12 protein-coding genes and 1 tRNA gene are annotated in these 13,695 nt (G+C 58.3%); 10 read left to right on the plus strand and 3 right to left on the minus strand.

Going from position 1 to position 13,695, the window contains the following annotated elements:
* The first annotated feature begins 11 nt into the window (after positions 1–11).
* The 6 genes from J2X54_RS25330 to J2X54_RS25355 all read left to right on the plus strand — a co-directional run bounded on the left by J2X54_RS25330 (position 12) and on the right by J2X54_RS25355 (position 6,798).
* Positions 12–1,373: a cache domain-containing protein gene (locus J2X54_RS25330; RefSeq protein ID WP_310184588.1), complete on the plus strand. Its 1,362-nt coding sequence runs from the start codon at positions 12–14 to the stop codon at positions 1,371–1,373.
* Positions 1,374–1,378: 5 nt separating this feature from the next.
* Positions 1,379–1,996 (plus strand): response regulator transcription factor, encoded by a 618-nt coding sequence (locus tag J2X54_RS25335; protein ID WP_070247127.1) that lies wholly within the window; start codon positions 1,379–1,381, stop codon positions 1,994–1,996.
* A gap of 232 nt (positions 1,997–2,228) precedes the next feature.
* On the plus strand, positions 2,229–3,404 hold the full coding sequence (locus tag J2X54_RS25340) for an HDOD domain-containing protein (protein ID WP_310184590.1): 1,176 nt from the start codon (positions 2,229–2,231) through the stop codon (positions 3,402–3,404).
* A gap of 5 nt (positions 3,405–3,409) precedes the next feature.
* Entirely contained in the window at positions 3,410–5,500 is a 2,091-nt protein-coding gene (locus J2X54_RS25345; protein WP_310184592.1) for an EAL domain-containing protein, read from the plus strand.
* Between the two features lie 62 nt (positions 5,501–5,562).
* A tRNA-Ser gene (locus J2X54_RS25350) sits at positions 5,563–5,652 on the plus strand.
* A gap of 633 nt (positions 5,653–6,285) precedes the next feature.
* Positions 6,286–6,798 (plus strand): hypothetical protein, encoded by a 513-nt coding sequence (locus J2X54_RS25355; protein ID WP_310184593.1) that lies wholly within the window; start codon positions 6,286–6,288, stop codon positions 6,796–6,798.
* Positions 6,799–6,816: 18 nt separating this feature from the next.
* On the opposite strand, the gene J2X54_RS25360 is transcribed toward J2X54_RS25355, so the two are convergent.
* Positions 6,817–7,107 (minus strand): helix-turn-helix transcriptional regulator, encoded by a 291-nt coding sequence (locus tag J2X54_RS25360; protein ID WP_310184595.1) that lies wholly within the window; start codon positions 7,105–7,107, stop codon positions 6,817–6,819.
* Positions 7,108–7,188: 81 nt separating this feature from the next.
* Between J2X54_RS25360 and J2X54_RS25365 the strand changes: the two genes are divergently transcribed.
* The 4 genes from J2X54_RS25365 (at position 7,189) to J2X54_RS25380 (ending at position 10,505) form a co-directional block, all read left to right on the plus strand.
* Positions 7,189–8,325, plus strand: a complete 1,137-nt coding sequence (locus J2X54_RS25365) for a hypothetical protein (protein WP_310184596.1) — start codon at positions 7,189–7,191, stop codon at positions 8,323–8,325.
* Positions 8,326–8,687: 362 nt separating this feature from the next.
* On the plus strand, positions 8,688–9,023 hold the full coding sequence (locus J2X54_RS25370) for a hypothetical protein (protein ID WP_310184598.1): 336 nt from the start codon (positions 8,688–8,690) through the stop codon (positions 9,021–9,023).
* 2 nt (positions 9,024–9,025) lie between these two features.
* Positions 9,026–9,592 (plus strand): hypothetical protein, encoded by a 567-nt coding sequence (locus J2X54_RS25375; protein WP_310184600.1) that lies wholly within the window; start codon positions 9,026–9,028, stop codon positions 9,590–9,592.
* Positions 9,528–10,505, plus strand: coding sequence for a site-specific integrase (locus tag J2X54_RS25380; protein ID WP_310184602.1), 978 nt, complete (start codon positions 9,528–9,530; stop codon positions 10,503–10,505). Before J2X54_RS25375 ends, J2X54_RS25380 begins: the two co-directional genes overlap by 65 nt.
* 448 nt (positions 10,506–10,953) lie before the next feature.
* Here the strand turns inward: J2X54_RS25380 and J2X54_RS25385 are convergent, their stop codons facing one another.
* Both J2X54_RS25385 and J2X54_RS25390 read right to left on the minus strand, forming a co-directional pair.
* On the minus strand, positions 10,954–11,955 hold the full coding sequence (locus tag J2X54_RS25385; RefSeq protein WP_310184604.1) for a hypothetical protein: 1,002 nt from the start codon (positions 11,953–11,955) through the stop codon (positions 10,954–10,956).
* Positions 11,952–13,679, minus strand: a complete 1,728-nt coding sequence (locus tag J2X54_RS25390) for an AAA family ATPase (RefSeq protein ID WP_310184605.1) — start codon at positions 13,677–13,679, stop codon at positions 11,952–11,954. The genes J2X54_RS25385 and J2X54_RS25390 overlap by 4 nt, the downstream gene beginning before the upstream one ends.
* Positions 13,680–13,695: the final 16 nt, after the last annotated feature.

Below are 13,695 nucleotides of genomic sequence, written 5' to 3' on the forward strand. Positions count from 1 at the left end.
GGCAAACCCTCATGAAGTTGCGGCAAAAAGTCATCTTCCTGGCCATCACCCCGCTGATCTTTGCCCTGTGCGCGATCGCGCTGGCGGTGCAGCACCAGTCCGCCTTATTGGCGCAGCAGCAGCGCGACACCATCCAGCAGGCCTACCTGAGCAGCAAGGAAGCGGAACTGAAGCACTACGTGGCGCTGGCCACCCATTCGATTTCGCACCTGTATAACTCCGGCCGCAACGACGAGGCCACCCGCAACGAAGCCAAGCGCATCCTCGAGTCGCTCAGCTATGGCGACGACGGCTATTTCTTCCTCTACGATATGCAGGGCAACACCCTGATGCATCCGCGCCAGCCCGACCTGGTGGGCCGCAACCTGTTCGAGATGCGCGACGCCCTGGGCCGCCCGACCATCCAGAACCTGCTGCAACGCGCCCGCAACGGTGGCGGGCTGGAGCGCTACATGTGGGTCAAGCCATCGACCCAGAAGGCGGTGGCCAAGCTCGGCTATGTGATCGCCATGCCCGAGTGGGGCTGGATGATGGGCACCGGCATCTATCTCGATGACGTGGACCGTGCGCTGGCGCGGATCGACACCCAGCAGTCCGGCAACATCCATAACACCATGCTGTGGATCGCCCTGATTGCGATTGCCGCCGCGCTGGTGGTGGCCGGCGCCGGACTGGCCCTGAACGTCAGCGAACACCGGGTGGCCGACGCCAAGCTCAAGGTGCTGGCGCAGCGGGTGGTGGAGTCGCAAGAGGAAGAACGGGCACGGCTGTCGCGCGACCTGCACGACGGCATCAGCCAGTGGCTGGTGTCGATCAAGCTGCAGATCGAGGCCGGGATGATACGGCTGGCGTCGCCGAAGCACGAACAGCGCCAGGCCGCCACCGCCGTGTTCGAGCACGCGGCCGACCAGTTGAGCAACGTGATGGGCGAGGTGCGCCGCATTTCGCACAACCTGCGCCCGGCCATCCTGGATGACCTGGGCCTGGCCGCCGCGCTGCACCACCTGGGACAGGAGTACACGCTCAGTTCCGGAACCCCGGTACACTTCGATACCACGGGCGTGGTCGATGCGCTGTCGGACGTGGCCAATACCGTGCTGTTCCGGGTGGCGCAGGAAGCGCTCACCAACATCGAACGCCACGCCGGCGCCAGCCACATCGGCATCCGCCTGACCGGCACCGCCCAGGGCGTGACCTTGCGGATCAGCGACGACGGCAGCGGTTTTGACGCGGAAAGCATCGCTCTGCATCCCAAGCACGGCATCGGCCTGCGCAATATGATGGAAAGAATGGACGCCATCGGCGGCCGTTTCGAGATCGTTTCGTCCACCGACGGCACCGTCCTCACGGCTTACGCCGCCAATAACAGTTAACTATGATGACCACACCTATCAAAATCCTGCTGGTCGACGACCACCCGTTAGTGCGCGACGGCCTGCGCGCGCGCCTGGAAGCCATGCCGCAATTCGAAGTCGTGGCCGAGGCCGGCGGCGCTGCCGAAGCGCTGGAACAGGCGGGCCGCCACGCCATCGACCTGGTCCTCATGGACATCAATATGCGCGGCGCCAACGGCATCGAAGCGACGGCCCAGTTCAGGCAGGCGTTCCCGCGCATTGCCGTGTTGATCCTGTCCATGCACGACAAGCTCGAATATGTATCGCAGGCGATCCAGGCCGGTGCGCGCGGCTACGTGCTGAAAGATGCGCCCGGCAAGGACATCGTGGTGGCGATCGAAACCGTGATGTCGGGCGGAATTTATTACAGCGCGGCGCTGGCGCGCCAGCTGGCCCAGCCGCAGAACCAGGACAACCAGCTGACCTCGCGCGAACACGAGGTGCTGCGCCACATCGCCAACGGCGAATCGAACAAGCAGATCGCCCGCGCGCTCGACCTGTCGGTGCGCACCGTGGAAACCCATCGCCTCAACATCAAGCGCAAACTGGGCATCGAAGGGCAGGCCGAGCTAATCCGCTTTGCGGTACAGCACGCGCAATAGTGTCTTCAATTTGTATGTATGCAACACTTTAGAGTCACTTTCCTAATAGTATTAAGCTCTTTCTAATATTCCGTGTTTCTGCGGCAATATCTGCTATATTCAGGCTGCTTGGAAAACGGCAATTGTGTAAAAATAGAAATGTTTCCCCATCCTGTAAGTTGGCTCACTACTCGTCATATGGCACATCGCACAGGGTACGAACAACGCGCGCTGAACCTTCAGAGAGAATTTGATGTCTGCGCCTGAAAATAAGCCGTTCCCGCTGGTGGAACTCCAGGCAGTCTCCGACGCCCGCTACGCCTGGGTGGCGTTGCTGCTCCATCCTGTCGCCAACGGCGAGCAGGACGACGCGCCTTTCCAGGCCGCGCTCACCTTGCTCAAAACCCCCGCGGTATTCGACCTGCTGGCGCCGCTCGACCTGGTGATCCCGGTCGCCGCGCCCGCCCGGCTGGAACTGTCGCAACTATCCGCTTTGCCACCGAACCGCGTCATCCTGCGCGTGCCGGCCGCCGCCTGCGCCGACCTGACCACGCAGAAGAAACTGGCCAGCCTGGCCGAAGCCGGCTACCGCACCATGATCGAAGGCGTGACATCGGGTTCAACCGCCACCCTGTGCGGCGCCCGCGCCCTGATGGTCGATGCCGCCACCACCTTGCCGCCGATGGTGGCCCTGGTCGGCCAGCCCGGCCCGCACCTGGCCACCGGGATGCCGAACGAAGCGCGCATTGTTGCCTGCGCCGAGGCCGGGTTCAGCTGGTTCGCGGGCGAGTTTGCCAGCAACCCGGACCGCGACAGCCCCGGCGACGGCACCACGCGCAAGCGCCTGCTGGCGCTGCTGGGCTTGCTGGCGCGCGACGCCGACACCTGCGAGCTCGAAGTGCTGCTCAAGCAGGATCCGTCGCTGTCGTACCACCTGCTTAAACTGGTCAACTCGGCGGCGTTCGCGCTCACTTCGCCCGTGCACAGCTTCAGCCAGGCCATCACCGTGCTGGGCCGGCGCCAGTTGCAGCGCTGGCTGCAATTGCTGCTGTACGCGCGGCAGCAGGACGATGGCCTGCCCAACCCGCTGCTGCCGCTGGCGGCCGTACGCGCCGCCCAGATGGAAGCGCTGGTGCGCGCGCAGGGCGGCAGCCGCGACCAGCAGGACATGGCGTTTGTCGCCGGCGTGTTCTCGTTGCTGGACGTGCTGCTCGGCATGACGATGACCGAAATCGTCGCCGCCCTCAGCCTCGACCTCGACGTGGTGATGGCGCTGCTCGACCGCGCCGGTCCGCTGGGCGCACTGCTCCAGCTGGTGGAAGGCCATGACCGCGCCGCGTTGGCCCAGGCCGGCATCGATGCCGAAGCGTTCTGGCAGACACAATTGCACGCCCACCAGTGGGCGCTGCAAGTGAGCCGGAGCCTGTAGCGACCATGCGCACCCATCCCGTCACCGACTTCATCGCCAACAGCGCCGCCCTGTGCGACGCGGTGTTGCGCCTGCGCGGCCACGCGCTGGTGCAGGAGTTGGGACGCATCGTGCGCAGCGTGACCGGCAGTCCGCTCGGTGAATATTTGCCGGCCGAAGCCGCCTCGCTGCTGACCAGGCTCCCGGCGCCGGAAATTCACGCCGCCAACGACGCCCCGGTGCCCACGCTGACCCAGGACATCTGGTTCGACAGCAAGTACTTCGGCCGCTTCACCGTGTCCGGCCGCCTCGACTACAGCGACAGCGACCGCCAGCACCTGGCCAGCCTGGCCACGCTGGCCGGCAGCGTGCTGCAAGTGCACTCGCTGGCGCAGCGCACCACCCACGCCTACAGCCAGGTGGAAGCGCAGTTGCAGCACCAGGCGCAAATCCTCGACCACATCCACGAATCGGTGGTGACGATGGACATGAGCGGCTTCATCCTGAGCTGGAACAAGGGCGCCGAACGGCTGTTCGGCTACACCGCCGTCGAAGCGCTGGGCCGCAACATCCTGTTCCTGTACGAAGACGAGGACATGGGCTTCGACGATCCGTTCGTGGAGCAGGGCGGGCGCCTGATGGAAGTGCGCCGCAAAAAGAAATCGGGCGAAGTGTTCTGGGCCAGCCTGTCGCTGTCGCCGCTGTGCGACGCCAGCAACCGCTCGGTCGGCCTGATCGCGTATCTCACCGACATCACCGAACGCAAGATGGCCGAGGAGCGCATCCACCACCTGGCCTATTACGACGCCCTGACCAACCTGCCCAACCGCACCTTGCTGACCAAGCTGGTGGACCAGGCGTTGATGGTGGCCCAGCGCAGCCGCCTGCAAGGCTGCGTGCTGTTCATCGACCTCAACCGTTTTAAACTGATCAACGACACGCTGGGCCGCAAGATCGGCGACGCGCTGCTGTGCGAAGTGGCGCGCCGTTTCCGCACCGTGCTGCGCGACCAGGACCTGGTCGCCCGCCTCGGTGGTGACGAATTTGCCGTGGGCCTGTTCGACATCGGCCAGCATTTCGAAGCGAGCATGGTGGCGCAAAAGCTGCTGGCCACGCTCAACACGCCGATCATCATCGACGGCCACGACTTGCGCGTGGGCGGCAGCGTGGGCATCAGCGTGTACCCGCAGGACGGCGACGACGCCGAAACCCTGCTGCGCCTGGCCGACATTGCCATGTACCGCGCCAAGCAGGAGGGCGGCATGGGTACCGACGGCGACCACGTGGCGTTCTACAGCCAGGACATGAACCAGGGCATGCAGGAACGCATGCGTATCGAAACCGGCCTGCGCGCCGCGCTCGGCAACGGCGAACTGCTGCTGCATTACCAGCCGAAGTTTTGCATCGAAAACGGCAAGATCATCGGCGCCGAAGCACTGGTACGCTGGCGCCACCCGGTGCGCGGCCTGGTGCCGCCGGCCGACTTCATTCCGCTGGCCGAAGCGACCGGCCTGGTGGTGCAGGTGGGCGAATGGGTACTGGAAGCGGCCTGCGCCCAGGCCAGGCAATGGAAAGACGCCGGCCTGCCGCCGATCCGCCTGGCGGTGAACGTCTCCGCCCGCGAATTCACGGCATCGCTGCCGGGCCGGGTGCAGGACACGCTCGAGCGTTACGGCCTGGAGCCGACCTGGCTGGAACTGGAGATCACCGAAAGCACGCTGATGCACAACATCGACCGCGTGATCGGCATCATGGACCGCATCACCGCCATCGGCGTGACACTCTCGCTCGACGATTTCGGCACCGGCTATTCGAGCCTGTCGTACCTGAAGCGCTTCCCGATCGACACGCTCAAGATCGACCGTTCCTTCACCATTGGCCTGCCGAGCGACGCCAACGACTGCGCCATCGCCAACACCATCATCAGCATCGCCCAGCAGCTCAAGCACAAGGTGATCGCCGAGGGCGTGGAAACCGTGGAGCAACTGGCGTTCCTGAAAAACAGCGGCTGCGACGAAGTGCAGGGGTATCTGTTTGCCAAGCCGCTGGAGGCGGCGGCGTTCGAGGAGGCGCTGCGGGCGAACTGGACGCCGGGGCATGCGCATCGGGCGGCCTGAGGCTGGTCGGTAGCCGGATTGATCGCCAAAGCGGGGTGGAATCTGTATAATGCCGGCACATAGGAAGCGTGGCCGAGTGGTTGAAGGCAGCAGTCTTGAAAACTGCCGACGGTGTGAGCCGTTCGTGAGTTCGAATCTCACCGCTTCCGCCAGAATACCTATTTAAGCCCTTGATATTTAAGGGATTTTTAAATTATAGCATTATCTAACACACACTTCAACATACACGTTGCTTCGTGTGTCAAGTTAGTCGGTGGTACGTTGCCATCGCCCCGGTTGTTGGATCTAGCATCGTCGGCCGGTGGCTAGTATGGACATTTTGTAGGTTCGCCAACTAGGCGGTTACCCATACAAAAGTTCATTGCGCCGACCGATCAATTATCCCGCGTTAGGCCGCGTCAAAGCTTGAATTGGCTAGTGAGTATCGGCTCAATCATTTCAGCGCCATGTCTGGCCGTTTAAGTGGCTTCTCTGACATCGTGGTTTGCCGAGCATGTTAGCTTTCAGCATAGTGAATGGAGTTCTGCAGCTCTACTAGCTGTTTGCCACAAAGTTATTTTGTTGTCAAAATATCTACATTTTGTGGTAAAATGTCAGTGCACACTTGTTCGAGTCAGCATCACACCATGCTGGCAGAGTTTGCTCATCGCGGCATGCCTACCCATACCCAGCCCTCGAAATCGAAGTGCTCGGTATCTGAAACTTCACACCCGACCATCACGTTATCTTGTAGCCGATTCAGGCAGGTACTGTCGCGCCCATTCATTTTTCCATTGGAGCATTTCATGACTACGATCCCAACCATCGTTACATCCTCTGCGGCTGGATTTCAGCCTGCATTTAAACCTGTTATCACGCAGGACCGCCACGCTTGCGCGCTGGCCTCTATCGCCATCATTGCATCCACCACACTTGCCGACGTGTTTGCAAAGGCTGAAGAACTCGGTATGCCAGCAACCGGTCCATACAACCAAGTACTGGATGGCGATTTCTTGGCAGCTCTACTCGCAAAATTTGGCTGGACTGCGACGGTATGGAAGGAATGCACGAAGGTCTCAACGCTGCCAGATCTGTCAATCGCAATGGTTGACTACGACGCCGACTGGGAAGTTGGCCGCCACGTTGTAGTCCACCGAGCAAAGGCAAGTCACGACGCTAAGATGGTCACTTATGCGATTGATCCGACCGCCGAGAAGCCAGCGCTGCATGTCAGGACAGACTTAGAGGCTCTGGCTCCAACCTGGTACATCGGCGTTCATCCCATGGGAAAGGCGCCTGCGACCTCAGCCAAGAAGTGACGACAGCCTATTACTGAGCTATTCAGGCGCTTTCGCAGCATCTGGCTGGTGGCTCAGCAACTCAGGCATGGCGACGCCAAGGCCGCGAGCAATCCTCTCGATATTACAGATCGAGATGTTTCTCTCCCCGCGCTCTACGGAGGATATGTAATTCGTGTGTAGGCCTGCATATTCAGCAAGCTTCTCCTGGGAAATGCATTGAGCTTTGCGGGCTCGTCTGACATTCGCAGCAAAAAGAAGCTGAGCTTCACACTTTTGGGTTTGGATTGGCACATCCGAAGCATCCCGTTTTTGGCCGGAGTTTTCCACACACTTTGAGTTTGATTTTCATGGGACAATAACGAAACTCAAAGTGTGTTATTTCAGGACTATTTTCTAAGGAGTTTCAGCGTGGATCAAACGTATCAAACGAAAGACCATTCGACCCGTATTTTAAGCAAACGAAGGTGGCCGAAGCCTGCCGGGCTGATCATTGCTGCCATATTGTTTGGTTTAGTTGGATGTAGTTCTAAGCCGGGTGAGTCCGACATAGAAATGGGTTTAGTAGACGAGTTCAAGTGTCCGATTTTAGAAATCAGCAACGTCAAAAAGACAGACGGCGCCGATTCGGGCAACAGGAGGTACGAGGTTAGCTACACGTTTGAAGTTGCCATTAAAGGTAGGGGTGACGCTGCTGCGAAGCTTTTGCCTGAGCTGGACGTACTCAATGAACGCTGGCAGCGCGGACGCATACAGAACGAACGTGCCGCCCATCTCGCGGCCACTTCAGACAATTCTGAACCGTTTAAAGTAGCCGAAAAACGCACCCGAGAGGAGGTTTCGGCTGCGCGAAACAGACTCGCTGAGATTCAGCCTTGCGAGGTGCCGAACGCTCGCTTCGCCATTGAACGAATCCGTGCAGCGGCACAGCCGCAAGCAGGCTCCTCCGAGCGAGGTGTTCCCGTCGGTCTGATAATGAGTGGAGTCAGTTCGATGGTTAAAGCAGAGAGTGGATGGCGTTTCACCGAGGTGCCTAGATTTGATATCACTGCTGAGAAGGTCAGCCGTGACAACAGCATATCGATGCCAAAATCTGCTTCACTTTGGAGCGAATACCTTCAGAGCGAGGGCGCATTCGCCGCTACTGTTCCCTCATCCGAGCAGTGCAACTTTGTTGAAAAAGATTCAAAGACAGGGCAGCAATGGTGGCAATGCTCGTTCAGTACTTCGGACACGAATATGGACGTTTGGTTCTCGAGGTTAACCGCCGTGAGTCAGGGCGAAAGCTTCGACCTAGGGGCGAAGATTAACGAAATAGCGGAGAGACACAACGAGCAGATCACTGAAGTGAAGCCCGTCAAATGGGAAGCGACGGAAGGCGCCGAATTTACGGCCACATCTACAGAGGGTGTGCGGATGGTTAAACTATTTGTCGCGGACATGTACGAAGTTCAAGCAATCGCCTCTCCCGTGCCGGGAAAGGTTGCCAACCACGTAGAAATGCAGCGGTTCATAAAGAGTGTAAAGCCGGCATCGGTTGTGGAGTAGCAAGCACTTGTACTTCAACTCACCCTGATGGCGACAACTTCATCCGTGTTTTCCTAGCACTCGTATCTACCAGGTGACGGTGACTCTACAGTCGGCTAGGACAGCTGATAGAAAGTGAATCCTGAAATACTCCGCGGGTTTGAAACAGCCTCCCGCGTGGTGCCTACTCATCTAAACATCCTCCTCGTTGGCACCGGATCACGCCCGTTACGGCTGACCCTTGCTTCACCAGATAGGTCAGAAATTCTTCTGACCGTCTTCACATTCCACCTACCCATTTTCTTGCACTTCACACTGGCCCGGCTTAGCTGCCGTTGGCTGGCGAGCGCCCCTGTGCTTGGCGACATTTCAAAGGAATCATCATGGACAAAGACACTCACGACAAGAGCAATTCAACCAGCGGGACGCCTACCGCAACTTTCACGACCACACAACTTTTTCCGCTTGGCGCTGTAGTTGCGACGCCGGGCGCACTTGATCTCTTGGACCGCAACGGGATCAACGCCACAACTTACCTGACTCGACACCAGTGCGGCGACTTTGGGACAATATGTCCAGACGATGCGCAAGAGAATATGACTGCGATCAAATACCGGTTGCGTGTCATATCGGCATACGACGTCGGTACCGAGCGGCTGTGGGTCATAACCGAGGCAGACCGGTCTTCGACGACGCTACTGCTGCCATCGGAGTACTGAGCATGGATACGCTGCCACCTACTGGTGAGGTCGATAACTCTGCACCCGACAGTTCCGCATTTTCCTTCTTCAACTTGGTGCTATTGATGCCACATCTAGCGCTCACGTCCAAATCGGAGATTGACTACGCCGGCTCCGATCCAGCCCTGTTAGTGCAGCTTGCGGATGCCGCAGACGCCGTGCTTTTGATTACTCACATTGGCTCGTCTGCTATCGGCCGTCTGTTAGCGCAAGCGGGGATCGAGCCACTTAGCGACGCAGCGGTAGCTGACTCCATTGAAGCGCTGGGATGGCTGGTGGCGGAGCTCAACGACATGGCCGGCGCGGTGCATAGGATATCGGCGGGGTGCAGGCGGAACACTTACGATTACGCGCCGGATGCCGTCACGACCGTTCCCCTCGCCAGGCCATTAGAAGCAATAACCTTTCAACTCGGCAGCCTAGTGCTGCCGTTTTTTCGTGTGGCCTATCGAAGCCGCATTACCGGCACCAATGAGAGCAATCATGAAGACACCCAAAAAACCTTCCACGCACTTGCCCCAAGCTTTGAACGTCAAGACGCAGCTTAAATCACCGCAGACTGCACCGTCAGCGCTTGTGGCTAGCTACTCGGCGGCGGCACAGTCGAGCGCCACCACGCGGTCATATGCGGCGGACATCCAGCATTTCCTGCGGCATGGCGGCACGATTCCCGCGACAGCGGCCATGGTGGCCGAATACTTGGCCAACTTTGCCGGAACCCTCGCGGTCGCCACGCTTCAGCACCGCTTGATCGCAATCCACAGGGCACATACCGACATCGGGTTGCAATCGCCAATAATGGATCACCTCGTCAAGCGGACTATGCAAGGTATCCGTAGATCACTGGGAACTAAGCAGCGGCGCGTGACTGCCTTGGTGAAGGATGATCTGGTTGCAATGATGGTCCATATTGAGCAGCAGTTGCCCAAGAAGGCCGCGCGTGACAAAGCTCTGTTGTTGATCGGCTTTGCTGGTGCGTTCCGGCGTTCGGAGCTGGTGGGGTTACGATATGAGGATATAACCCATTACGACAACGGCCTGGAGTTTCTGATTCGGCGGTCGAAAACCGATCAGGAGGGTGTAGGGCGTACCGTGTTTATCCCTTATGCGCGAGGCAGTCGCTGCCCCGTGAAGGCGTTGCTGACCTGGCTCGAATTGGCTGGGATTGTAGTAGGTCCACTGTTTATGCCCGTCAATCGGCACGACCAAGTAGTGGGAACCAAAGCGCTGACACCGCAGGCCGTGGCGCTCATTGTAAAGTCATCTGTGCGGATGATGTCGGGTGACGAAGCGGCGAAGATGGTCGCGGGGCACAGCCTGCGCGCTGGCTATTGTACTGAAGCGGCAACTGTCGGGCTGCAGCCTTACCAAATCCGTGAGCAGACTGGCCACAAATCGGACGTGACGCTTGCTCGTTACATTCGTCCAGTTTCCAAGCGTAAGATTCCCAGCTTGTTGTAATCAACAAGAACGCGTTATAAACCTTTCGGCAGGGCTTTGATGATTGTGTAGAAGAGCTCAACCGTGAGAGTCAGCAGCTTGCCTCGCAAAATCCTGTAACCCATGTGTTTGCAGAAGGTGCATGGTATCGGCCCTCTCACCGCGACGGCGCTGCTAGCTACGGTCGGTGATGGTCGCACCGATACCTCGCAAGAGCCAGGCAGTGCGATTCAAGCTCTGCCCGTGTCATGCCGGAGCGATCGTCCGAGATGGCGATGGGCGCTTCGGTTATCGGCACCGGAAGCGAGATGTGGACGTTCTCGGCATCCTCCCCCAGGCGTTGTCGACCAGTTCCTAGAGCGCGTTCTTAGTCGACGGGTATTCCTGGCTCAGCAGGCGGGCCAACCTCGAATCGACTTGAAAGCGTGCAGTCTTTGCTGCCATACTTTGCTCCCCTTTAGTTTCGCAATTACTTCGCGGTCCCTTCGATCCTTATCTCACCAAGCACGATATCGATGCCAGCCTTATTGACATACTGTTTATGCCGCTCGTTGTACATGCCCTTAGGCATCGGGGTCAGATCATCCTTGGCATTATGTGCTTCACCTCGCTTGTACTCAGCCAACCCATAGGGCGCAATAACACCGCCTATGTCCGTCAAAACATACCGGTTGTGAAGCGGGTCTCCAGCGTCTGGGTGCTTCAAACAATAGAAGCTCACGCTCATCCCTGTCGGTAGGAGCTTCGGAATTTCTCGCTGAGCTTTTACGCGGAGATCATCGGCGACATGGGTCATTGCCTCCCGTGTGAACTCGCCCTGATGAGGTTTATGCTTTTGTTCAATGCCAGTCATTACAATGATCTTAGGCAGGCTGCTTCCACTACCTCTTGCCCCACAAGCAGCCCGAATTAGTGCGGAGAAACTGGTCTGATACCGGGCATTGGAGGCATCGAAATATGGATCTACTAACACGATGTACTGTGCCCCCCGCAGCATCGGCTCCATCGCTGCAGCCAAATCCTCAGCGGACTTTTTCGTCGCCATGATGGTCGGCAGGTACCAGCGCAAATCTCTAAGGTTGTCTAATATTTCGGGGGTTATGATTTCACGGCATTCAACCCCATCTCCGGTGGTTGTCATGATGGCGTGAAATGGCCGTCTGCCATGCTCTGCAACCGCCCCCTGCAGCCAAGTATATTCTGCCGTTCGCTTCACATCTCTCTGTACCGTGAACTCAGAAAGCCACTGAACATAGGATTGCAGTTCTGGCTGTGCATTTTGAAATTCCAATGAGCTATCGTCATAACCAAAGTGCTCATAGAATGCCCCAAACACTTCGCCGGCCCAATCTTTTGGATAGTCGGAAACCAAGCGGCGTTGGTCCATGCCAAACTGCCCGACAAAGCGACCCTTGCGGCCAATCGCCCAATCCACCACAAGCATTGGATCTAATGCGTACTCGTATATCACGTCGATTTTCCATCAGCCGCAACAAGGCGTTCTCGAATTTCTTTCGGAAGAGCTTCACGCATTCGTTCAGGGAAGAATCCCCGTGGCCACCGATCTGTGAATTTGCCATTGGCATCTAGTCCAACCTCGATGGCACTTACCGTACCGCTGTCATTTCGGTCAAGGTAAACGATGTTGACTTCGGCTGCTGACAGAGGTGCATGCTCAGGTGGCAAGTCACCCGCGCTCGTTTCTCGAATGCGGCGCTGCAAGCGCATCACCAAGTGCTCACTATGGGTCTCTATCAAGAACGACAAACGTTTTTCTTGTGCGCCATCGATGAATAAGTCACCGAGCCCTACTTGCACCGATGGATGAATGTGCAGCTCAGGCTGCTCTATACATACAAGGCTCGCATTGCCGTCTTGCGATGCCACCACAACAGGCAAGACCTGTGAGATGCCTACACCCACATCTTGCGGTTGATGGGCGAGGCCGGTCGAATCGACAAGCGCAAGGCGGCTGTGCACGCGACCATTTGGCTTGATATCAGACCCATTCAGCTCGAACTCCTGCACGCGCTTGCGAGCGATGGCATAGCCGGTGTTGAGCTTGTCTTGCCCGTTCATCCATTCGCTGCAGCTATCTACCAGACTTTGTGGCCCACTGAGAAGCGCCTCCCAGCCGGCCATGCCATCTGACCATGCCGCGTCGCTCTTGGTCAGCGACACGTCAAAGCCGCGCGGTGGGATGCGGCGCAAGGGGCCAATGTACCGCAGCTTGCGCAGTTGCTCGCGCAGGAGAAGGGCGGGACCAATCGTCAGCCAGGACAGAAATGCAGTGAACTCGCGAGAGATGTAAACGTTCGCGACGCCTTTTGCTTCCGGCGCGGGTATGAACAGCATTTGATCCAAGCGGGGCAAGGCCCCGTGGAAGCCATTCAGCCAGGAGCGCAAGCCGTCGCCGGGCCGTTCTATGCCGGCCTCTTGGATGGCCAGGAATATCTCTGAAAGCACCGAGATTTTCCGTGGTGGGTCCTCTGCGTCGGAGTGTAGATTCGTTGGGGTCACATGCAGGCCCATAGCACCCGTGTCTCCCAAGTCACGCGGACTAATCCAGTCATCCAGTTCCGCTAGCAGTGCGTCGTTGTCGGAAGACTCAACCATGAAGATTGAGTTTTCGCGATTGATGCGCATGCGGGTGTCGCGCCCGTCTGACGAAGCCTCCAGCTTTACGCACCAATCACCGTTCGTACCGATTTCGTAACCCACCACGACCGGCTCTTCGCGCAAGCTGTTCCATCCAATAATCAGCCGCACGCTCACAGTGCTGACTTTCCGCCGAATGGTCTGCAGCGCTTCGTAGAATGACCAAACCTCGCCGTCATTGGTCTGCCAGTCTTCAAAAGCGTCTGGCACCAGTTCCGGGATGTACGCATCGCCTAGGACCATCTCCACTTCTATCTCGATAGTGCGGTCGGGCATTGCTTCTGCAGGTCCAGCACGTCCGTGAAGTACGTTTAGGAAGCCACCCAAATCAATGGAATCGCCGCCATTCAGTGTGCGATCGGCATTCGCATTCTTGCGCTCCAGGATCTCTCGGATGTACAGCAGCGCATGCAGCACGCTGCTCTTGCCGGTACTGTTGGCGCCGAAAAGTAGGGTAATGGGACGCAGTTCAATCCGCACCTCCTGGGAGAAACCCTTGAAGTTCTTTAGTGAGAGCGACTTAATCAGTGAGGTCATGGATTTTTGGAGGCCT

The sequence above is a fragment of the Duganella sp. 3397 genome, from assembly GCF_031456625.1.
Taxonomy (GTDB): Bacteria; Pseudomonadota; Gammaproteobacteria; order Burkholderiales; family Burkholderiaceae_D; genus Rugamonas; species Rugamonas phyllosphaerae.

Excerpts from the sequence above, each read along its gene's own strand:
- J2X54_RS25330 (WP_310184588.1), top strand. The coding sequence starts at position 12 with ATGAAGTTGCGGCAAAAAGTCATCTTCCTGGCCATCACCCCGCTGATC.
- J2X54_RS25335 (WP_070247127.1), top strand. The coding sequence starts at position 1,379 with ATGACCACACCTATCAAAATCCTGCTGGTCGACGACCACCCGTTAGTG.
- J2X54_RS25340 (WP_310184590.1), top strand. The coding sequence starts at position 2,229 with ATGTCTGCGCCTGAAAATAAGCCGTTCCCGCTGGTGGAACTCCAGGCA.
- J2X54_RS25345 (WP_310184592.1), top strand. The coding sequence starts at position 3,410 with ATGCGCACCCATCCCGTCACCGACTTCATCGCCAACAGCGCCGCCCTG.
- J2X54_RS25355 (WP_310184593.1), top strand. The coding sequence starts at position 6,286 with ATGACTACGATCCCAACCATCGTTACATCCTCTGCGGCTGGATTTCAG.
- J2X54_RS25370 (WP_310184598.1), top strand. The coding sequence starts at position 8,688 with ATGGACAAAGACACTCACGACAAGAGCAATTCAACCAGCGGGACGCCT.
- J2X54_RS25375 (WP_310184600.1), top strand. The coding sequence starts at position 9,026 with ATGGATACGCTGCCACCTACTGGTGAGGTCGATAACTCTGCACCCGAC.
- J2X54_RS25380 (WP_310184602.1), top strand. The coding sequence starts at position 9,528 with ATGAAGACACCCAAAAAACCTTCCACGCACTTGCCCCAAGCTTTGAAC.
- J2X54_RS25390 (WP_310184605.1), bottom strand. The coding sequence starts at position 13,679 with ATGACCTCACTGATTAAGTCGCTCTCACTAAAGAACTTCAAGGGTTTC.